The 20,806-nt window shown below is 66.3% G+C and carries 17 protein-coding genes and 1 pseudogene; 13 read left to right on the top strand and 5 right to left on the bottom strand.

Annotated elements, in window-relative coordinates:
• Positions 1-17: 17 nt before the first annotated feature.
• The gene (locus AC04MI_RS12545) at positions 18-311 is read right to left on the bottom strand and encodes a DUF4148 domain-containing protein (RefSeq protein ID WP_476497898.1); all 294 of its coding nucleotides are present in this window, start codon (positions 309-311) and stop codon (positions 18-20) included.
• A gap of 273 nt (positions 312-584) precedes the next feature.
• Between AC04MI_RS12545 and AC04MI_RS12540 the strand changes: the two genes are divergently transcribed.
• The 3 genes from AC04MI_RS12540 to AC04MI_RS12530 all read left to right on the top strand — a co-directional run bounded on the left by AC04MI_RS12540 (position 585) and on the right by AC04MI_RS12530 (position 5,145).
• Positions 585-2,954 (top strand): Tex family protein, encoded by a 2,370-nt coding sequence (locus tag AC04MI_RS12540; RefSeq protein ID WP_476497897.1) that lies wholly within the window; start codon positions 585-587, stop codon positions 2,952-2,954.
• 87 nt (positions 2,955-3,041) lie between these two features.
• Positions 3,042-3,872, top strand: coding sequence for an HDOD domain-containing protein (locus AC04MI_RS12535; RefSeq protein WP_476497896.1), 831 nt, complete (start codon positions 3,042-3,044; stop codon positions 3,870-3,872).
• Positions 3,873-3,972: 100 nt separating this feature from the next.
• Complete coding sequence (locus AC04MI_RS12530) at positions 3,973-5,145, top strand: patatin-like phospholipase family protein (protein WP_436077178.1); 1,173 nt, start codon at positions 3,973-3,975, stop codon at positions 5,143-5,145.
• A 60-nt stretch (positions 5,146-5,205) separates the two neighbouring features.
• Here AC04MI_RS12530 and AC04MI_RS12525 read toward each other — a convergent pair whose 3' ends face one another.
• Together AC04MI_RS12525 and AC04MI_RS12520 are read right to left on the bottom strand one after the other, a co-directional pair.
• A complete protein-coding gene (locus AC04MI_RS12525) occupies positions 5,206-8,022 on the bottom strand; it encodes an EAL domain-containing protein (RefSeq protein WP_436077179.1) in 2,817 nt (938 codons plus the stop codon).
• 267 nt (positions 8,023-8,289) lie between these two features.
• The gene (locus AC04MI_RS12520; protein WP_476497895.1) at positions 8,290-9,426 is read right to left on the bottom strand and encodes an iron-containing alcohol dehydrogenase; all 1,137 of its coding nucleotides are present in this window, start codon (positions 9,424-9,426) and stop codon (positions 8,290-8,292) included.
• A 96-nt stretch (positions 9,427-9,522) separates the two neighbouring features.
• Between AC04MI_RS12520 and AC04MI_RS12515 the strand changes: the two genes are divergently transcribed.
• From AC04MI_RS12515 to AC04MI_RS12505, 3 genes are all read left to right on the top strand, one after another.
• Positions 9,523-10,392: a 2-keto-4-pentenoate hydratase gene (locus tag AC04MI_RS12515; protein WP_476497894.1), complete on the top strand. Its 870-nt coding sequence runs from the start codon at positions 9,523-9,525 to the stop codon at positions 10,390-10,392.
• 61 nt (positions 10,393-10,453) lie between these two features.
• A complete protein-coding gene (locus tag AC04MI_RS12510) occupies positions 10,454-11,416 on the top strand; it encodes an alpha/beta hydrolase (protein WP_436077182.1) in 963 nt (320 codons plus the stop codon).
• An 8-nt stretch (positions 11,417-11,424) separates the two neighbouring features.
• Positions 11,425-12,282 (top strand): YbgC/FadM family acyl-CoA thioesterase, encoded by an 858-nt coding sequence (locus AC04MI_RS12505; protein ID WP_476497892.1) that lies wholly within the window; start codon positions 11,425-11,427, stop codon positions 12,280-12,282.
• A 63-nt stretch (positions 12,283-12,345) separates the two neighbouring features.
• Here the strand turns inward: AC04MI_RS12505 and ygfZ are convergent, their stop codons facing one another.
• On the bottom strand, positions 12,346-13,263 hold the full coding sequence (ygfZ, locus tag AC04MI_RS12500) for a CAF17-like 4Fe-4S cluster assembly/insertion protein YgfZ (protein WP_476497891.1): 918 nt from the start codon (positions 13,261-13,263) through the stop codon (positions 12,346-12,348).
• Positions 13,264-13,308: 45 nt separating this feature from the next.
• Here ygfZ and mltG point away from each other — a divergent pair, with 45 nt between their 5' ends.
• From mltG to AC04MI_RS12470, 6 genes are all read left to right on the top strand, one after another.
• Positions 13,309-14,295 carry an endolytic transglycosylase MltG gene (mltG, locus tag AC04MI_RS12495; protein ID WP_304466220.1) on the top strand — a complete coding sequence of 329 codons (987 nt, stop codon included), beginning with the start codon at positions 13,309-13,311 and terminating at the stop codon, positions 14,293-14,295.
• 24 nt (positions 14,296-14,319) lie between these two features.
• Positions 14,320-14,997 carry a dTMP kinase gene (tmk, locus tag AC04MI_RS12490; RefSeq protein ID WP_436077185.1) on the top strand — a complete coding sequence of 226 codons (678 nt, stop codon included), beginning with the start codon at positions 14,320-14,322 and terminating at the stop codon, positions 14,995-14,997.
• On the top strand, positions 14,994-16,001 hold the full coding sequence (locus AC04MI_RS12485) for a DNA polymerase III subunit delta' (RefSeq protein WP_476497890.1): 1,008 nt from the start codon (positions 14,994-14,996) through the stop codon (positions 15,999-16,001). Before tmk ends, AC04MI_RS12485 begins: the two co-directional genes overlap by 4 nt.
• Before the next feature lie 15 nt (positions 16,002-16,016).
• Positions 16,017-16,376 carry a PilZ domain-containing protein gene (locus AC04MI_RS12480; RefSeq protein WP_015013859.1) on the top strand — a complete coding sequence of 120 codons (360 nt, stop codon included), beginning with the start codon at positions 16,017-16,019 and terminating at the stop codon, positions 16,374-16,376.
• A 63-nt stretch (positions 16,377-16,439) separates the two neighbouring features.
• Complete coding sequence (locus tag AC04MI_RS12475; RefSeq protein ID WP_476497889.1) at positions 16,440-17,246, top strand: TatD family hydrolase; 807 nt, start codon at positions 16,440-16,442, stop codon at positions 17,244-17,246.
• Positions 17,243-17,917 (top strand): ankyrin repeat domain-containing protein, encoded by a 675-nt coding sequence (locus AC04MI_RS12470; RefSeq protein WP_436077187.1) that lies wholly within the window; start codon positions 17,243-17,245, stop codon positions 17,915-17,917. The genes AC04MI_RS12475 and AC04MI_RS12470 overlap by 4 nt, the downstream gene beginning before the upstream one ends.
• A gap of 100 nt (positions 17,918-18,017) precedes the next feature.
• On the opposite strand, the gene msbA is transcribed toward AC04MI_RS12470, so the two are convergent.
• Positions 18,018-19,820, bottom strand: a complete 1,803-nt coding sequence (msbA, locus tag AC04MI_RS12465; RefSeq protein WP_476497888.1) for a lipid A export permease/ATP-binding protein MsbA — start codon at positions 19,818-19,820, stop codon at positions 18,018-18,020.
• Positions 19,821-19,960: 140 nt separating this feature from the next.
• Between msbA and AC04MI_RS12460 the strand changes: the two are divergent.
• A pseudogene (locus AC04MI_RS12460) lies at positions 19,961-20,806 on the top strand (Tol-Pal system beta propeller repeat protein TolB); the annotation flags it as partial.

The raw sequence follows: 20,806 nt of genomic DNA, 5'->3' as shown, positions 1-20,806 counted from the left end.
GCAGTTGGTCTGCCAAATTACATGGCGCTGAATTCGCCCGAAGGGATYTGGCCGGTGCGCACGGCTTCRGCAGCCTGTGCACGCACGGCAGCGCGGTCAGCGGTGGATTGGTAGGTCACCACACGCGAGCCTGCGGGTTCCATGTTGTGGGTSYKGGCTTCSACRACAGCTTCKGCWKSCACTTCAGCGCGGGTGCGGTTSGTGTCGAACTTCAGGGCAAATTGCGAGCCATCGGCTTCATCGGCATGGGCGCCAAAAGCGGCGAAAGCGGCAACAGCGGCGACGGAGAGGAAACGGGCGGTCTTGTTCATGATGAAAATCCTTGAAAGTTAAAAAGCGTCTCAAAAAAGCCGGGTCARAAACCRTTYCTGAACCGGGTTCGGTGAGTCGCCTTGCGGGTTCGGCTCATCGATGGGATGAACTGTACGCCGATGGTGTTCAGGGAAAAACCACCCAGTCGCGAACTAACTGTTCCAGTATTGAGAACAATCCGCCCACCCGTCGCCGGGCTGCCAAACCGCCTGTGGCAAACTCGCGCGCTTCGCTTTTTTGTTTGACCGAGTCTCAGAGAGTCCGCCCCACCCATGCAGCAGATCGTTCGGCAGTTGGCCGCAGAAATCAAAGTCAGTGAACAACAGGTGCGCGCAGCGGTGGAGCTGCTGGATGGCGGTGCCACGGTGCCCTTCATTGCGCGCTATCGCAAGGAAGTGACGGGCGGGCTGGACGACATTCAGCTGCGCGAACTGGAGGCGCGCCTGTCCTATCTGCGCGAGCTGGAAGACCGCCGTGTGGCCGTGCTCAAGGCGATTGACGAGCAGGGCAAACTCACCGATGCACTGCGTGCCGCCATTGCGGCCGCCCCGACCAAGCAGGAGCTSGARGACMTSTACCTGCCGTTCAAGCARAAGCGCCGCACCAAGGGCCAGATCGCSCGCGAGTTCGGCATCGARCCGCTSGCCGACAAGCTGYTKGCYGACCCCACRCTSGACCCCGCCGTCGAAGCTGCGGCGTTCACCAAGCCACCCGAAGTGCTGGATGACGGCAAGCCCGGTGCCGATTTCTCTACCGTGCCCGCTGTGCTGGATGGTGTGCGCGACATCCTCTCCGAGCGCTGGGCCGAAGACCCGGCGCTGGTGCAGAACCTGCGGGAGTGGCTGTGGGCCGAAGGCCTGCTGCGCAGCAAGAAGGTGGACAGCAAGAACGAGAACGACCCCGAGGTCTCCAAGTTCCGCGACTACTTCGACTACGACGAACCCATCGGCCGCGTGCCCTCGCACCGCGCGCTGGCTGTGTTTCGCGGGCGCGGACTCGAAATTCTGGAAGCCAAGCTGGTATTGCCGGTGGAGCCCGAACCCGGCAAGCCCAGCATCGCCGAAGGCAAGATCGCCCTGCACCTGGGCTGGAGCCACCAGGGCCGCAAGGCCGACGACCTTATCCGCAAGTGCGTGGCCTGGACCTGGCGCGTGAAGCTCAGCCTCTCGACCGAGCGCGACCTGTTCGCCCGCCTGCGCGACGAGGCCGAGAAGGTCGCCATCAAGGTGTTTGCCGACAACTTGCGCGACCTGCTGCTGGCCGCACCGGCCGGCCCGCGCGTGGTGATGGGGCTGGACCCAGGCATCCGYACCGGCGTGAAGGTGGCCGTGGTSGATGCCACSGGCAAGCTGGTSGAGACSGCCACCGTGTWCCCGCACGAGCCCAAGCGCGACTGGGATGGCTCGCTGTTCACCCTGGCCAAGTTGGTGGAAAAACACGGCGTGAACCTGATCGCCATTGGCAACGGCACAGCCAGCCGCGAGACCGACAAGCTGGCCGCTGACCTCATCAAGATGGCCGCCAAGGCCGACCGCGCCATCGAGAAGGTGGTGGTGAGCGAGGCGGGGGCTTCGGTGTATTCCGCCAGCGAGTATGCGTCGCAAGAGATGCCCGATGTGGACGTGAGCCTGCGCGGTGCGGCCTCCATCGCCCGACGCCTGCAAGACCCGCTGGCCGAGCTGGTGAAGATCGACCCCAAGAGCATCGGCGTGGGCCAGTACCAGCACGACGTGAACCAGAGCGAGCTGGCCCGCACCTTGGGCACGGTGGTGGAAGACTGTGTGAACTCGGTGGGCGTGGACCTGAACACGGCCAGCGTGCCGCTGCTCAGCCGCGTGTCGGGCCTGTCGGGCAGTGTGGCCAAGGCCGTGGTGCGCTGGCGCGAGGCCAATGGTGCTTTCAAGAGTCGCAAGCAGCTCATGGATGTGGCCGGCCTCGGTGCCAAGACCTTTGAGCAGAGCGCGGGCTTCTTGCGCATTCGCGGTGGTGACAACCCGCTGGACATGACGGGTGTTCACCCCGAGACCTACCCGGTGGTCGAGCAGATCATGGAAAAGACTGGCAAGCCGGTGGCCGAGATCATGGGCCGTGCCGACATGCTCAAGACCCTCAAGCCCGAGCTGTTTGCCAACGAGAAGTTTGGTGTGATCACTGTCAAGGACATCCTGGCCGAGCTGGAGAAGCCCGGCCGCGACCCGCGCCCSGACTTCAAGGTGGCGCGCTTCAACGACGGCGTGGAMGACATCAAGGACCTSRWSGARGGCATGATCYTSGARGGCACSGTGAGCAACGTGGCCCAGTTTGGCGCTTTCATCGACCTGGGCGTGCACCAGGACGGCCTGGTGCATGTGAGCCAGCTGGCGCACAAGTTTGTGAACGATGCGCGCGAGGTGGTCAAGACCGGCGACATCGTCAAGGTCAAGGTCATGGAGGTGGACGTGGAGCGCAAGCGCATCGGCCTGTCGATGAAGCTGGACGCCGCGCCACCGCGCCAGGGCGGCGACCGGGGCGCACCCCGTGACAACCGCTTTGAGGGCGCAGGCCGTGGCTACGCGCAACCCCAGCGCCGTGGGCCCGAGCCTGTGCAGCAGTCGGCCATGGCGTCCGCATTTGCGAAGTTGCAACAGGCTAAAGGCCGCTGACGCAGCCGGCTGTGCCGCCGGTGGTTTTTTGGCCGTGCAGGGGCCCATAATCGCCAGCACCTGAACCAACCACCGGCGCCGTACCCCATGGAGTTGAACGCACTGCTGGCCCAACCTGTGGCACTGCCCAGCCTTCCGCGCGCCGTGGCGCTGCTGATGAGCGAGCTGGCCCAGCACGAACCCAGCTTGCGGCGCCTGAACCAGCTGTTTGGCACCGATCCTGCCCTCGCGGCTCGTTTGCTGGAACTGGCCAATTCCCCCACCTTCCAGCTGCCCGGGCAGATCGCGGGCATCCCCGAGGCGCTGGCGCTGCTGGGCACCGCCCAGCTGCGCACGTTGGTCATGTCGGCGCCGCTGGGCACCACGTCGCGCTCGGTGCCCGGGGTGAACATGCAGCAGTTCTGGCGCTACAGCCTCAACACGGCCAAGCTCGCACGGTCGCTCGCTGGCATCGTCCACCACAACCAGATCGCGGCCTATACCGCCGGTTTGCTGCATGCCTTGGGCGAGCTGGTGATCCATCTGGCGGACCCCGAGAAGGCCCAGTCGGTCAACACCCTGGTAGCCCCGTTTGACCTGCGCCGCGACAAGATCGAGCAACGCATCTTTGGCTACAGCTACGGCCAGGTCACGGCGGGCTGCGCGCGCCGCTGGCAACTGCCCGAGGTGGTGATTGACGCCCTGCAGCACCAACACGCACCGTTWGACAACAAGGTCTACGAACCCCTGGCGGGCGTCATCCACCTGGCCGCCTGGCGCGCCCGCGCCCGCGAGGCCGAGCTGAACGAAAAAGAACTCGCCGTGTCCTTCCCTGGCGAAGTGGGGCTGGCTCTGGGGCTCGACATCGACATGGTGCTGCAGCAAGACCCCATTGACTGGACCGCTCGACCGGATGCGGCGGCGGATTTCATCGTCTAGCAGCAGGGTGCCGGGGCAGGCGGTTGCCAGGGGAGAGCGCTGCTGGGCAAGGTCTAGGGGCTGACGGTGCTGCCCCAGCCGCTTTGCGACAATCAGCGCCATGAAAGCACTGCGCATCCATGCTGGCCCCCGCGCCCGCCAACACCTGGAACAACAGGGCCTGCGGCCCGCTGACGTGGGCGTAATCCCGGCAGCGGCTGGCGGTCCCAAGGGACTGATCCTGGGGCCGATGGACCGGTTCATTTTTGGGGAGTGGCTGCCGCGCTCCGATCAGCCCGTGCACCTGGTGGGCGCCTCGATTGGCGCCTGGCGCATGGCCACGGCCTGCCTGCAGCAATCGGTGGCGTCTTTTGAGCGGCTGGAGCACGACTACATCCACCAGGACTACGAGCTGCCACCCGGCAAAAAGCGCCCCACGGCCGCCCATGTGAGCGAGCGGTTCGGCCAGAACCTGGAGGCCTTCTACGGCGGGCGGGTGCAGGAAGTGCTCAGCCACCCCCGCTACCGCCTGCACATCGTCACGTCCCGGGGCCGCCATGTGCTGGGGCGCGAGCATGCGCTGGGCACGCCGCTGGGGTATCTGGGGGCGTTTGTGACCAACACCGTGCACCGCAAGGCGATGGGGGCCTGGCTGGAGCGGGTGGTGTTTTCCTCATCGGGTGCGGCCTTGCCTTTTGCCACGACCGACTACCGCACCCGGCAGGTGGGGCTGAACGCAGACAATTTCCTGCAGGCGCTGCAGGCCAGCTGCTCGATCCCGTTTGTCTTGCAGGCCGTGCACAACATCCCGGGCGCCCCGCGGGGCGCTTACTGGGACGGCGGCATCACCGACTACCACCTGCATCTTGCCTATGGTTTGCCGAATGGTGTTGCTTCTGAATTGATAGCTGCTCAGGCAATAAGCACTAGCGCTCCCAGCGGAAAAGGCTCAAAAAATGCGGCCGAGCCGCTGCGCGCGGGTGCTGGCGGCCTCGTGCTCTACCCCCACTTCCAGCACCGCGTGGTGCCGGGCTGGCTGGACAAGGGGCTGAAGTGGCGCCACAAGGCCACGTCCGCGCTTGACAACATGGTGGTGCTGTCACCCGACCCGGACTGGGTGCGCCGATTGCCCAACGCCAAGCTGCCCGACCGCAACGACTTCACCCACTACGGCACGGACAGCCGTGCCCGGGCCCAGGCGTGGCTGACGGCCACGCGCGCCAGCCAGCAGCTGGTGGACGAGTGGCGCGAATGGCTGGAGCGGCCGGACATGGGCGCGGTGCAGCCGCTGTAGGCCGCCAGGGCGGACGCGCCTCTGGGGCCCATTGGGTCTCCTGCGCTGGCCGCAGGATGCTCAGGTCGAAGCAGACCGGCGCGCTGCCTCCTGCACCGCCCGGGCAGCATGGCGTGCAGCGTGGTCCCGGGCCCAAGGCAGCACATCGGCCGCAGGCATGGGCCGGGCAATGCCATAACCTTGCGCGCGTTCGCAACCCAGCTCCAGCAGCTTGGCGCAGTGTTCGGCGGTTTCGACGCCTTCGGCCACCACATGGCGGTGGAACGCAGCCGCCAGCGCCACGATAGCTTTGACGAGGGTGAGGTCGTCGCCGTCCTCCAGGATGCCGCGCACGAAGGACTGGTCGATTTTGATCGTTTCGGCGGGCAGGCGCTTGAGGTAGGACAGGGACGAAAAGCCGGTGCCGAAGTCGTCCAGCGCAAAACGCACGCCCAGGGCCTGGCAGCTTTGCATCATGCGGCGCATGTACTGCATGTCTTCGAGCGCGGCGGATTCCAGGATCTCCAGCTCCAACCGCGAGGGAGACACCTCGGGGCAGGTGTGCAGGATGTCCTTGAGCCGCTGCACAAAGTTGGGCCGGTGAAAGTGGGGCGCTGCGATGTTGACGCTGACCTCCCAGCCCATGCCCGCATCGCTCCACACCCGCATCTGCGCCAGGGCCTGGCGCAGCACCCATTCGCCCAGCTCGACCTGCAGGTCCGTGTCCTCCACCAGCGGCAGCACGTGCTGGGGGCCCAGCAGCCCCTCCTGCGGGTGTTGCCAGCGCAGCAGGGCTTCGAGCCCGATGATCTCGCCCGTGCGCAGGTTGACCTTGGGCTGGTAGTGCAGCACCAGTTCGCCCGCGTGCAATGCGCGGGCCACCCGGGTCTGGCGGGTGTGCTGGGTCTGCACGGCGTGGTCGTGTTGCACGTCGAACACGTGCAGCTGGTTGCGCCCGAAGCTCTTGGCCTGGCACATGGCCTGGTCGGCATGGCGCAGCAGGGTGTCGGGGTTGGCGTCGTCTTGTGGAAACACGGCCACGCCAATGCTGACGGTGATGTTCACCAGGCGGTCGTCAATCGCATAGGGCGCGGCCAGTTGCTGCATCAGCACGGCCAGGCGCGCCTCGATGGCGGGCACATCGGGCTGTTCGCCCAGCAGCAGCACAAACTCGTCGCCGCCCATGCGGGCTACGGCTTCGTGGGCCGTGATGAACGCGCCCAGGCGCCGCGCCACTTCCTTGAGCAGACGGTCGCCCACGCGCTGGCCAAAGGTGTCGTTCACGGCCTGGAAGTGGTCCAAGTCCAGCATGCACACCGCCAGCAGCAGCTGCTTGTTGCGGGCCACAAACAGGGCGTGTGTAAGCTTTTCAGCGAGGGCCGCACGGTTGTACAGACCAGTGAGCGCGTCGTGGCGGGCGTGCCACGAGATCTGGTGGCGCAGGTTGCGTGTTTCGGTCACGTCGCGGAACACCAGCACGCAGCCCGCCGCGTGGCCGCTGCCTTCGCGGATGGCGGCTGCCGTGTACTCGATGGCATAGCGCTCGCCCGAGCGGTGGATCAGCACCTCGTAGGTGGCCTGCTGCAGCCCACCCGGCTGGGTGTCGCGTTCGGCGGCCGCGCTGGTGGTGCGGCTGGCGGGCTCTTCGTACAGACGGAACACGTCGTCCAGCTGCCGGCCCAGCGCCTGATCGGCCGTGAACCCGGTCATGAGCTGTGCGGCCTCGTTGATGGTCTCGATGCGTCCGCCCAGGTCGGTGGTGATGACCCCGTCGCCGATGGAGGCGAGTGTGACCTCGGCACGTTCCTTTTCAGCGCGCAGGGCTTCCTGGGCGCGCTTGCGCTCGGTCACGTCCACCAGCGTGCCGATGGTGCCAGCCAGTTCGCCGTTGGTGCTGGTGAAGGGCGCTTCGAAATAGGCCATGTCCAGCGGGGGCTGGTGGGGCGGGCGGATGCGGATCTCGTTGTCGTGCGCGCTGGCGATCCGGGCCGACCGTTCCGGGGCCAGTTCGGCCGGCAGGCTGGCCCCGGCAGCGCCGTCAGCACCTGGCTGTGACTGGAACAGGCGCTGCCATGCGCGGTTGGCGTCCAGGTAGGTACCGTCGGCATGGCGCACAAACACGGGCAGGGGCAGGGCATCGATCAGCTGGCGGGTGAAGTGCAGTTGCTCGCTTTGCTGGCGCTGCGTTTCATGCAAGGACAGCACCAGAGATTGCACCTTGCCCGCCATGTCGTTGAAGGTCTCGGCCATGGCGCGGGACTCCAGCGTGCCGGTGACTTCCATGCGGGTGCTCAGGTACCCCTGGCGAAACGCGTCGGTGGCCTGGGCCAGGCGCTGCAGCATGCGGGCATTGGCCCGCAGCAGCAGCGTCAGCAGAAAAAAGATGGTGAAGATGTTGAGTGCCGAGATGCGTGCCTGTACCAGCACGGTGGCCCACACCTGGTCCGCCAGGGGCTGCGGGTGGGCCGTCACCGTCAGTCGGCCCGATGTGCCGTCTGCCAGCGCGAGGCCGGACTGCTGCACAGGGGCGGAGAGGTCCAGCCAATCGGTAAACCATTTCGGAGCATTGGCGGGGTAGGGAAGGGCGGTGACCTCAATGGCGGGCTGGTCGGCGGCCTGCCATTTGATGGACGCCACTGCAGGCGCTGCCTGCGCCAACCCCTCGGTCAGGATACGGGTCACGGTGTCGGCATCGGGCGCGGCGGCCAGGCGCAGCTGCAAAGGGTCGCTGGCGCGCCGCAGTTCGGTAGAGCCTTGCTGCAGGGCTTCGTCGGTTTCTGCGGCCAGCAGGTAGTGGTAGCGCACCCCAGTGACCAGCAGGATGATCGCCACGATGGACACATACAGCCGGGGGTAGGTGCCCCGCAGAAGCCAGGTGGTGAGATTTCCGGTGCGCATTGACGGTGGTCCTCCCCCACAACCCCAGTGGTAATGAATGGTTAATTAATTGTTGACAGCGGCGAGTCTATCTTGTGAGAAGTTGTGAGCGCGGTTTTGCATCGCGCTACCGGCGCGGTGTTGCTGATGTGTGACGTTTTGTAAAACTGCGGAGCTGCCAGCATGCGCAATGCGCGCTTGACAAGTGCACGGGCACGCGCTGGCTCCCCACCATGGGCTGCCGCGCCCAGGTGCGCGGCGGTGGTACCGCGGGTGAGGTGGCTGGGTTCAGAGCGACTGGGCCAGCATGTCGCGGTATTCCTCGGGGGTGGCGATGCGCGGGTTGGTCTTGTGGCAGTGGTCGGCCATCGCACCCTTGATGATGTCGTCGAACATCGTCTCGTTCACGCCCATCGCGGCCAGGCCGGTGGGCAGGCCCAGGCGGGCGTTCATGTCGCGGATGGCTTCGGGAATATCGCCTGCGCTGGCCAGGCCCATGGCGTGGGCCATGCGTTCCAGGCGCTTTTCCTTCTGCACCGATTCCGCCTGCGCATTGAAGCGCACCACGGCGGGCAGGAACATGGCGTTGAGCGTGCCGTGGTGCAGGCGCGGGTTCACGCCGCCCAGGCTGTGGCTGAGCGAGTGCACGGCGCCCAGGCCCTTCTGGAAGGCCATGGCGCCCTGCATGCTGGCGCTCATCATGTGCAGGCGTGCATCGCGGTCGCTGCCGTTTTTGGTGGCCTGCTCGATGTTCGCCCAGCCGCGCGTGAGGCCGTCCAGCGCAATGCCGTCAGCGGGCGGGTTGAACGCGGCGGACATGAAGGTTTCCATGCAGTGCGCAATCGCGTCCATGCCCGTGGCTGCTGTGAGCATGGGGGGCAGGCCGAGGGTGAGTTCGGGGTCGCAGATGGCGGTCTTGGGCACCAGGTTCCATSAGTGGAAGCCGAGCTTGCGGTGGTCGTCCACGATGATGATCGCGCCGCGCGCCACCTCGCTGCCCGTGCCGCTGGTGGTGGGCACGGCGATCAGCGGCGCGGCGCGGTCGGTGATGCGCGGCGAGCCGCCTTCGATGGTGGCGTAGTGCGTCAGCGGCCCCTCGTGCGTGGCCGCAATCGCGATGCCCTTGGCGCAGTCGATGGCGGAGCCCCCGCCCACGGCGATCAGCCCGTCGCAGCCCTGGGCCTTGTACATRTCCACGGCGGCGCGCACGGCGGCCTCCGTGGGGTTGGAGGGGGTCTGATCAAACACGGCCACCGTCATGCCGGGCAGCGCGTCCAACGCCTTTTGCAGCACGCCGGCGGCCTTCACACCGGGGTCCGTCACGATCAGAGGGCGGGTGATGCCCACGCGCTCGCATTCCTGCTTCAGCAGCTGGACGGCGCCGAATTCAAACTGGATCTGGGTGACGTAGTAGATGAAAGCCATGGTGCAACAAGGTGTGTGAATGGGAGTGCCAGCGATTACGATAGCTCGCCAGCCTTTGAAAAGGTTCTGAGCCCACTTTATAAGGAGGAGACAGCCTTGAAAACGAAGCAAACCCTGATGGCGGCCCTGGTGGCCGTCGCATCTGTGACAAGCGCCCAGGCCCAGTGCCTCACGGACGCGCAGGCCGCCGACCTGGTGGCCAACTATGTGGCCAAGACCCCGGCGACCAACCCCGAGAACCTTTCGGACGCCGACGGCGCCTGCACACGCGGCAAGGTCAACGTCTTGCTGGCCCAGCGCATGGGCAAGGTGATTGGCTACAAGGCGGGCTTGACCAACCCCGCCGTGCAAAAGCGCTTCAACACCGACAAGCCCGTGTGGGGCAAGCTCTACGAGGGCATGGTGCTGCCCAGTGGCGCCACGGTGGATGCAGCCTTCGGTGCCCGCCCCCTGTACGAGGCCGACATGCTGGTGCGCGTGAAAAGCGCCGCCATCAACCAGGCCAAGACCCCCATGGACGTGCTGGACGCCGTGGACCAGATCATTCCCTTTATCGAGCTGCCCGACCTGATGGTGCAGGCGCCGCCCAAGCTCAACGGCGCGGGCGTGACCGCCATCAACGTGGGCGCGCGCCTGGGCGTGGTGGGTGCCCCGATTGCCGTGCCGGCGTACCGGGGCGAGCGTTTTGCCATGCTCCAGGCCCTGGCCGACATGAACGTGTCGCTGACCGATGGCGCGGGTGCGCGCCTGGGTGGCGGCAAAGGCAGCGACATCCTGGACCACCCGCTCAACGCTGTGGTGTGGCTGGCCGGTGCGCTCGCACAAGAAGGCCTGGCCATGCAGCCGGGCGACCTGATCAGCCTGGGCTCGTTCTCTGCATTGCTGCCGCCCAAGGCCGGTTTGTCGGTGACGGCCACCTACGACGGCTTGCCCGGCGCAGCACCCGTGCGACTGAGCTTCAAGTAACCCACCCCTGATCGGCCCGCCACCTTGCGGGCCGTTGTCTTTTCTGCCGAGACCCCGACCGTTGACCGAACTGCACATCCACCACACCCGCCTGACCCCCCAGATGCGCAGCGTGCTCGAACGCATGGCCCGCGCCGGGCATCCGCCGCTGCACACACGCACGCCGCAGGAGGCACGCATCGCCTACCAGGCAGGCGCCGACGTGCTGGAAGTTCCCAAAGCCGCGCTGGCGCGGGTGGAAGACCTGCAGATCCCCACCCGCGACGGTGCCATGCTGCCCGCACGGCTGTACGCGCCCAGCACCGACAAGGGCTTGCCCGTGCTGCTGTACACGCACGGCGGCGGCTTCACCATCGGCAACATCGCCACGCACGACATCCTGTGCCGCGAGCTGGCGCGTCTGGCCGGTTGCATGGTGGTGTCGCTGGACTACCGGCTGGCGCCGGAGCACCGCTTTCCCACGGCCAGCAACGATGCGTGGGATGCGCTGCAGTGGTTGGCTGCCAACGCCGAGCGCCTGGGTGCCGACCCGCAGCGCTTGGCCGTGGGGGGCGACAGCGCGGGGGGCACGCTGGCCGCTGTCAACGCCATTCTGGCGCGCGATGCGGGCCTGCCGCTGGCGCTGCAGCTGTTGATCTACCCCGGCTGCGCCGCGCACCAGGACACGCCTTCACACGCCACCTTTGCACGCGGCCTGGTGCTGGAGGAACCCGCCATCAGCTGGTTCTTTGGCCATTACGTGACCACCCGCGAGGAGCGCGAAGACTGGCGTTTTGCGCCGCTGCTGGCGCCGGACGTGGAGGGCGTGGCACCCGCGTGGATCGGCCTGGCCGAATGCGACCCGCTGGTGGACGAAGGCGTTGACTATGCCGACAAGCTGCGCCTGGCGGGCGTGCCCGTGGACCTGGACATCTACCGGGGCGTGACCCACGAATTCATCAAGATGGGCCGCGCCATCCCCGAAGCGCGCAAGGCCCATGCCGACGCAGCCCGCGCGCTGCGGCTGGCTTTTCACCTGGAGTAAACGAACCCATGCAACGCAGTGATTTCCGTTGTTTCCACCGCCTGCGCGTGCGCTGGGCCGAGGTGGACATGCAAAAGATCGTGTTCAAYGCGCACTACCTCATGTACGTGGAYACCGCCATKTCCGASTACTGGCGCGCGCTGGCGCTGCCKTACGAGGCGAGCATGCTGGCGCTGGGCGGCGAGATGTATGTGAAGAAGGCGACGGTGGAGTACCACGCCTCGGCGCGGCTCGACGACACGCTGGACGTGGGCCTGAAGTGCGGGCGCATCGGCAATTCGTCGTGCCTGTTCACTGCGGGTATCTTTTGTGGCGACCGGCTGCTGATTTCTGCCGAGCTGGTCTATGTGTTTGCCGACCCAGCCACGCAGACCTCGCGCCCTGTGCCGCCCGCACTGCGCGCGATTTTTGAAGGTTTTGAAGCGGGCGCTGAGATGGCCGAGGTGCGCACTGGCGATTGGAACACCCTGGGTCGCGATGCAGGCCGCGTACGCACCGATGTGTTTGTGCATGAGCAGGGCATTCCGGCCGAGGTCGAGGCCGATAGGCACGACATCTCGGCGCGCCACGCCGTGCTGTACAACCGGCTGGGCATGCCCGTCGCTGCGGGCCGCCTGCTGCAGCACGCACCCGGCGTGGGCCGCATCGGCCGCATGGCGGTGGATCGGTCGGTACGCGGTGCGCAGTGGGGCCGCCAATTGCTGGATGCGCTGGTGGACGCGGCGCGTGCCCGGGGCGATGCCGAAGTGCAATTGCACGCCCAGCGAAGCGCCGAGGGCTTTTACCGCCGCGCGGGGTTCACGGTGGTGGGCGAGCCGTACGAAGAGGCGGGCATTGCGCACATCGCCATGGCCCGCAAGCTCTGATGGTTTGCTATTAAAAGGGGAGCTGCTCGGGCATGTTGGACTAGCGCCTGTGCCCGATTTGGCTCAAATATCGTCCAGCAGCGGGTAGGGCAGGGGCAGCAGCGACAGCGCCACGCCGCCTTCTGCGCCCACTTGCAGCGAGCCCTCTTGGGCAGCGCTGATCTGCAGCGACACGATGGTGTCAAACCCGCCGCCCGGCGCGGCGGCCACCTGCACCACGGTGCCGCAGGGCTGCTCCAGGTCGCTGGTGCTGAACACCTCGGCGCCCACCGCCACCTCGGCTGCTGCATGGGCAATGTAGGCGCGGCGCTTGAGCGTGCCWCGGAACTGGCTGCGCGCCACSAYTTCCTGGCCSGGGTAGCAGCCCTTCTTGAAGTTCACGCCGCCCACCGATTCGTAGTTGAGCATCTGGGGCACAAAGGCTTCGACCACCGGCGTGGTCAGCGTGGCGACACCGCTGATGACTTCGCTCCAGAGCCACAGCGTGGCCTCCAGCGCAGGGCCGGCGGGCGCGGGCTCTGTGGCGGGGGCTACCCAGAGGGCGCGCGGAGTGCCGTCGGCGGGGTACAGGTGCACCACGGTGGCGGCACCCGCATCGGCCTTGGTCCAGGCGGGCTGGGCGCTGCCAGCTACGGAGTTGATAGCGTCTCCGGCAACGCCATAAAGGGAGATGTCACCGGTGGCATCCGTCAGCTTGGCCTTGGCACGCAGCACAAACATCGACAGGCGCTTGAGCGTGGCAGGCAGCAGGTCGCGGCTGCAGACCAGCAGCACCTCGCTGGCGCTGCGCTTGAAGCCGATGAAGCTGGCCTGCATGCGGCCCTTGGCCGACAAGAAGGCCGCAAGGCGGGCCTGGTCCATGCCCAGCAGGGCGAAATCCTGGGTGAGCTGGCCGTGCAGAAACTTGGCGGCGTCTTCGCCTTCCACGCGAATCACGCCGAGGTGGGATAAGGGGGCTATGCCATTCAAGGGGTAGGTCATCGCTGAATTATGATGCCCTGATTCATACATATTGGTAGCAGGGTTGTGCGACGTTTACTGGCTTTGATCGTGTTGGTGGGGATCGCACTGGGCGGCGCTGCGTATTGGTGGCTGCACCAGCCGCTGGACCTGGGCCCCGAGCCGCTGGAGCTGGCCATCGAGCCCGGCACCACGCCGCGCGGCGTGGCCCGCGATGTGGTGGCGGCCGGGGTGAAGACGGACGCGCGCCTGCTCTACGCCTGGTTCCGTGTCTCGGGGCAAGACCGCGCCATCAAGGCGGGCAACTACGAAATCCCGCCCGGCACCACGCCCATCAGCCTGCTGCAAAAGCTGGCCCGGGGCGAAGAGGCCTTGCGCGCACTCACCTTGGTTGAAGGCTGGAACTGGCGCCAGGTGCGCCAAGCGCTGGCCAAGGAAGAGCAGATCAAACACGATGCTGCCGCCTTGACCGACGAGGCGCTGATGGCCCAGCTGGGCCGCCCCGGCGTGGCGCCCGAGGGGCGGTTCTTCCCGGACACCTACACCTACGCCAAAGGCTCCAGCGACATCGCCTTGCTGCGCCGGGCGATGCACGCCATGGACCGCCATCTGGAGGCTGCCTGGGCCCAGCGCGCGGCCGACACCCCGCTCAGGTCGGCGGACGAGGCGCTGACGCTGGCCAGCATTGTCGAAAAGGAAACTGGCAAGGCCAGCGACCGGGGCCAGATTGCAGGCGTGTTCGTCAACCGCCTGCGGGTGGGCATGCTGCTGCAGACCGACCCCACGGTGATCTATGGCCTGGGCGAAAAGTTTGACGGCAACCTGCGCAAGCGCGACCTGCAGACCGACACCCCCTGGAACACCTACACCCGCCCCGGCTTGCCGCCCACTCCCATCGCCATGCCCGGCAAGGCCTCGCTGCTGGCCGCCGTGCAGCCGCAGGCCACGCGCGCGCTCTACTTTGTGGCCAAGGGCGACGGCACCAGCCATTTCAGTGCCTCGCTGGAGGAGCACAACCGCGCCGTCAACCGCTACCAGCGCGGGCAGCAGTAAACAGTTTCTTGAACCAAGGCGCCCATGTCACGACCCGGTCTGTTCATCACGTTTGAAGGCATCGACGGTGCGGGCAAGTCCTCGCACATCGAAGGCCTGGCCGCGGCCTTCCGCACCCAGGGCCGTACTGTCACCGTGAGCCGCGAGCCCGGCGGCACGCCGCTGGCCGAAAAGCTGCGTGAGATGGTCCTGAACGACCCGATGGATGCGCTCACCGAGTCCTTGCTGATCTTTGCGGCCCGCCGCGACCATCTGCGCAACGTGATCGAGCCCGCGCTGGCCCGTGGCAACGTAGTGCTGTGCGACCGGTTCACCGACGCCACCTTTGCCTATCAGGGCGCGGGRCGGGGCTTCGATCTGGGTGTGCTATCAACTTTGGAGCGCCTGGCGCAAACCGGACTGGCGCCTGAGGCCAGTTTGATGCGTGAACCCGATCTGACGGTGTGGTTTGACCTGGCGCCCGAGGTGGCGGCCGAGCGGCTGGCCGGTGCGCGTGTGCCTGACCGCTTCGAGGCTCAACCGGTCGAGTTCTTCCGCCGCGTCGCACAGGGCTATGCAGACCGCGCAGCCGCTGCACCGCAGCGGTTTGCGCGCCTGGATGCGGCGCAGGACCGCCACCGCGTGTGGCAGCAGCTCACCAGCGTGTTTGTGCGCAAGGGCTGGCTGGCCATCATGGTGGCTACGCAGGGAGGGGCGCAATGAGCGAGACCGCCGTGGCCCTGGCGCCCTGGATCGCTGCACAGCGCACCAGCCTGCTGGCCCAGCGCGGCCACGCGTGGCTGTTGCAGGGGCCGTCGGGTCTGGGGCAATACACACTGGGGCTGGAAATGGTGCGCGCATGGCTGTGCGATGCGCCGACAGAGCAGGGAGCCTGCGGCCGCTGCGGCAGCTGTCACGCCATCGASGTGCGCACCCATGCCGACCTGTGCGTGCTGATGCCCGAGGTGCAGATGATGGCGCTGGGCTGGCCCCTGTCGGAAAAGGCSCAGGCCGACATYGACGACAARAAGCGCAAGCCCAGCCGCGAGATCCGCGTSGAGGCCATGCGCGATGCGGTGGAGTTTTCGCAGCGCACCTCGGCGCGTGGCAAAGGCAAGGCCGTGCTGGTTTACCCCGCCGAGCAGATGAACCATGTCACGGCCAACGCGCTGCTCAAGACGCTGGAAGAACCGCCGGGCGACGTGCGTTTTGTGCTGGCCAGCGAGGCAGCGCACCAACTGCTGCCCACCATCCGCAGCCGCTGCCTGGGCCACACCATGGTCTGGCCTGTGGAGGCCGACAGCCTGGCCTGGTTGCAGGCCCAGGGCGTGGCCCGGGATGCGGCAGCGTCGTTTCTGCGCGCGGCAGGCGGGCGGCCCGAGGACGCCATGGCCCTGGCCCAGTCGGGTCGCAGCCCGCAGGCCTGGTCCGCCTTGCCGCAGGCGGTGGCGCGGGGGGATGTGACGGCGCTGGGCGACTGGGCTCCGGCCCAGGTGATCGACGCGCTGCAAAAGCTCTGCCACGACCTGCTGGCCGCCAGCGTGGGCGCCGCACCACGCTACTTTGCGCCGGCTGACCTGCCCAAGACGCCGCCGCTGGGCGCGCTCACACGCTGGTCGCGCGCGCTGTCCAAGGCCGCGCGCACGGCAGACCACCCGTTCAATGGCGGGCTCATGCTGGAGGCGCTTGTCGCCCAGGCGCGAAACACCCTACACTCCAGACACTAAGCCGCACACCCACCCATGAGCAGTCCATCCACCGCGCCCCGTCCCAGCGTCATGCAGCTGGCCATCAAGGAAAAGGCCGCGCTCTACGCCGCCTACATTCCTTTTTTTGCCGAAGGGGGCATCTTTGTGCCCACCCAGCGCGACTACAAGCTGGGCGACGATGTGTATGTGCTGCTGACCCTGCCCGACGACACCCAGCGCTACCCCGTGGCAGGCCGCGTGGCCTGGGTGACACCGGCCCGTGCTGCAGGCAACCGCACCCAGGGCGTGGGCATCCAGTTCCCCAAGGACGAAAAATCCCGCCAGCTCAAGGCCAAGATCGAGGAATTGCTGGGAACTGCGCTGGGCTCCGACCGTCCTACCCAGACGATCTGACCGCGCCACCGCCGCCCCCGTGCCGACCCGCGCTGGCTGGTCGGCTTTTTTGTTTTTCATCACATGTTCACTGATTCGCACTGCCACCTCAACTTCCCGGAACTGGTCAGCCAGCTGCCCGCCATCCGCCAGGCCATGGCCGAGGCGCAGGTCACCCGGGCCCTGTGCATTTGCACCACCATGGAAGAGTTCGAGGGCGTGCACGCCCTGGCCCTGGCCCATGACAACTTTTGGAGCACGGTGGGCGTGCACCCCGACAACGAGGGCGTGACGGAGCCCAGCGTGCAGGATCTGCTGGACCGCGCGGCGCTGCCCCGCGTGGTGGCGATTGGCGAGACCGGCCTGGACTACTACGGCATGGAAGATCGCAAGGGCGGGCGCAGCATTGCCGACCTGGAGTGGCAGCGYGASCGYTTCCGCACCCACATCCGCGCGGYGCGCGCCTGTGGCAAGCCCCTCATCATCCACACGCGCAGTGCCTCCGACGACACGCTGGCCATCCTGCAGGAAGAGGGCGAGGATGGCGCAGGCAATCTGGCGGGTGGCGTTTTCCACTGCTTTACCGAATCGATGCAGGTTGCGCGGGCCGCGCTGGATCGGGGTTACTACATCTCGTTCTCGGGCATCGTCACCTTCAAGAGCGCGCAGGAGCTGCGCGACGTGGTGGCCTTTGTGCCGCTGGACCGCATGCTCATCGAGACCGACAGCCCCTACCTGGCCCCGGTGCCCTACCGTGGCAAGACCAACAATCCGTCGTATGTGCCCCATGTGGCCCGGCAGGTGGCCGAGACCAAGGGCCTCACGCTGGAGGTGGTGGCTGAGGCCACCAGCCGCAATTTCGACCGCTTGTTCCCTGAGGTGATGGCATGAGCCTGCAACGACGTTCTGCTTTGGCCGCCGTGGCGTTGGGCCTAGTGTCTGTCCGGGCCTGGGCCGGTGCCTATGAAGACTTTTTTGTGGCCGTCCTGCGCGATGACGGTGATGCAATCACTGCGCTGCTGCGCCGGGGGTTTGATCCGAATACCCGTGATCCCAAGGGGCAGGTGGCGCTCACGATTGCCCTGCAAAACGGCGCGAACAAGGCCGTTGCCGCGTTGCTGGCATCCCGTCGGCTGAATGTGGAGGCTCGCAATGCCAAGGACGAAAGCCCGTTGATGATGGCTGCCATCAAGGGCAACGTGGAGGCCGTCAAGGCGCTCATCGCGCGCGATGCCGATGTCAACAAGACGGGCTGGACCCCGCTGCACTACGCCGCGTCGGCAGGTTCGCCGCAGCATGCGGTGATCATTTCATTGCTGCTCGAAAACCACGCCTACATCGATGCAGCATCGCCCAACGGCACCACGCCGCTGATGATGGCGGCGCATTACGGCTCTACCGAGGCCGTGCAATTGCTGCTGGACGAAGGGGCCGACCCTACGCTCAAGAACCAGCTGGGCTTGACCGCCGCTGATTTCGCCTTGCGCGTGAGCCGTACCGAGTCTGCGGAGAGAATCGCTGCCGCCATTCGGAAGCGCCAGCCCAACCGGGGCAGATGGTAGCCAAGGCAAACGCCTGCAGCCCATAGCGGGCTGCTGCAGAGTGGGCCCTGGGCAATATTTAGAGATCAGCGAAGGCCAGCACCAGTCGTGCCGCGCCTGCTTACTCAGCGATGGTCCCCGAGCCCGATGCAGCGCGTGTCTGCAGCCGCGCATACAGCCCACCCTGCGCCATCAGCTCGCTGTGGGTGCCTTGCTCGGCGATGCGCCCGCGCTCCATCACCACGACGCGGTCGGCATGCTCGATGGTGGACAGCCGGTGTGCAATGACCAGGGTCGTGCGGCCCTGCATCAGGCGCTGTAGGGCCTCTTGCACCAGGCGTTCCGATTCGGTGTCCAGGGCAGACGTCGCTTCGTCCAGGATGAGGATGGGGGCGTCCTTGTACAGGGCCCGCGCAATGGCCAGCCGCTGACGCTGCCCACCTGACAACTGCGTGGCGTTGTGTCCCACCACCGTGTGGATACCCTGCGGGAGACCTGCTACGTGTTCTGCCAGGTTGGCGGCAGCCAGGCATTCCCGCACCCGGGTTTCGTTCACGGCCTGGCCCAGCGCCACATTGGTGGCAATAGTGTCATTGAACATCACCACATCCTGGCTCACCATGGCAAATTGCGACCGGAGGGAGGGCAGGTCCCAATCCGGCAAGGCATGCCCGTCGACCGCGATGGTGCCCGCCGAAGGCATGACAAAACGCGGGAGCAGGTTGACCAGCGTGGTCTTGCCGGCGCCAGAGGGCCCCACCAGTGCCACGATCTCGCCCGGGGCCACCTGCAGGTTGACCCCGTCCAGGGCGGGGGCGTGGTCGGCGCCAAACGATACAGTGACATTGCTCAGCGTGAGTGCGCCTTGCACGCGGTCCTTGCGGTAGGTGCCACCAGTTTCTGCACCCGTGTCGCCCAGCAGCCCAAGGCCGCGTTCCAAAGCTGCTACACCGCGGGTCACGGGGCTGGCCACATCAGCCAGGCGSCGGATSGGCGCGATCAGCATCAGCATGGCCGTAATAAAGGACACAAACCCGCCCACGGTCACGTCCTTCGTATCGACCGCACCCCGGCTCTGCCAGAGCGCAATGCAGATCACCACCGACAGCGCAGCGGCGGCCAGCAACTGGGTCAGCGGTGTCATGGCTGCGGAGGCGATGGTGGACTTGATGGCCAGGCGTCGCAGGCTGCGGCTCAGGTCGGCAAAACGCTGCGCCTGCCCGCCTTGCGCGCCATGCAGGCGCACCATACGATGCGCCAGCACGTTTTCTTCGACCACATAGGCCAGCTCATCCGTGGCCTGCTGGCTGCTCTTGGTCAGGTGGTACAGCCGCCGCGACAGGGTCTTCATGATCCAGGCGACCCCCGGAACGACGACGGCAACAATCAGTGTGAGCTGCCAGTTGAGGTACAGCAAATAGACCAGCAGCGCSACCAGCGTGAAGCCRTCGCGCGASAGSCCGAGCAGGGCCTGCACCAGCARCRTGGMRCCGGTCTGCACYTCRTASACCACGGTGTTGGARAGSGCGCTGGCCGACTGGCGCGCAAACAATCCCATTTCTGCGGCCAGAACACGATCAAACAGCGCCTGGCGCAGTGTCAGCATGCCTTCATTGGCGATGCGCGCCAGTGCATATTGACCCACAAACTGGGCAACGCCGCGGACGAAGAAAACCCCCAGAATTGCCAGGGGCACCATCCACAGTTGCAAGGTGCCTTGAGTAAAGCCCTTGTCCAGCAGCGGCTGCAGCAGGGCAGGGATCAGGGGTTCGGTGATTGCGCCCACCAAGGTTGCAACAATGGCCAGACTCCAGGCCATTCGCTGGTCGCCAAAGTACACCGACAGCCGCTTCAGGCGCGCCATCAAGGTTGTGGGGGGAGTAGGGGCTGAGGCAGGCTTGGTGCCCGTGTCGGTGGCTTGCATGTCGCCCGGATTCTACGTTTGTGCCATGCGCAGCCTGTCCGGCACGGTGCGTCGCGCACAGTTTGTCACAGGGGGCTCGCCGCTGTGTGTAACATTCGGGTTTGCCCTTTCGGCACTTGTTCGGCCACTGCTGGATACCAATGACCACAGATCGAATCTCCCAACACCCATCTTCCGCAGCTCCGCTGCTTCCCCTGCGCCGCCAGTTGCTGGCCGCACTCATCGCCTCACCATCCATTCCAGCGCTTGCTCAGTTCCGTGTGGAAGTCACCGGCGTTGGGCTGACCCAATTGCCCATCGCCATCGCTCCGTTTCGGGGCGAGGCGCAATCGCCCCAAAAAATTGCGGCCATCGTCCAGGCCGATCTGGAGCGAAGCGGGCAGTTCCGCGCCATTGACGCCTCCGGCGCAGCGCTGGACGAAACCGCGCGGCCAGACGTCGCACTGTGGCGCCAGAAAAGTGCGGATTCACTGGCCACTGGCAGCGTCACGCGTTTGGCTGATGGGCGTTTTGATGTGCGGTTTCGTTTGTGGGATGTGGTCAAGGGCCAAGACCTGGGCGGACAGAGTTTTGTGGTCACGCAGGGTGACCTGCGCCTGGTGTCGCACCGCATTGCCGACTTCATCTACGAAAAGCTCACGGGTGAGCGCGGTATCTTCTCGACGCGCATTGCCTATGTGACCAAAACCGGCCCCCGTTACAGCCTTTGGGTTGCGGATGCCGACGGCGAGAACGCCCAGTCCGCACTGTCCAGCCCCGAGCCCATCATCTCGCCTGCATGGTCGCCCAACGGGGGGCAACTGGCCTATGTGTCGTTCGAGTCGCGCAAGCCAGTTGTTTATGTGCACGATGTAGCCACAGGTCGCAGGCGCCTGATCGCGAACTTCCGTGGCTCCAACAGTGCGCCAGCCTGGGCGCCGGATGGCCGTACGCTGGCGGTCACGTTAAGCCGCGATGGCGGTTCGCAGCTGTACACCATTGATGCC

Source organism: Acidovorax sp. LjRoot204 (genome assembly GCF_056175785.1).
This window is presented reverse-complemented; position numbering and strand designations above follow the sequence as displayed.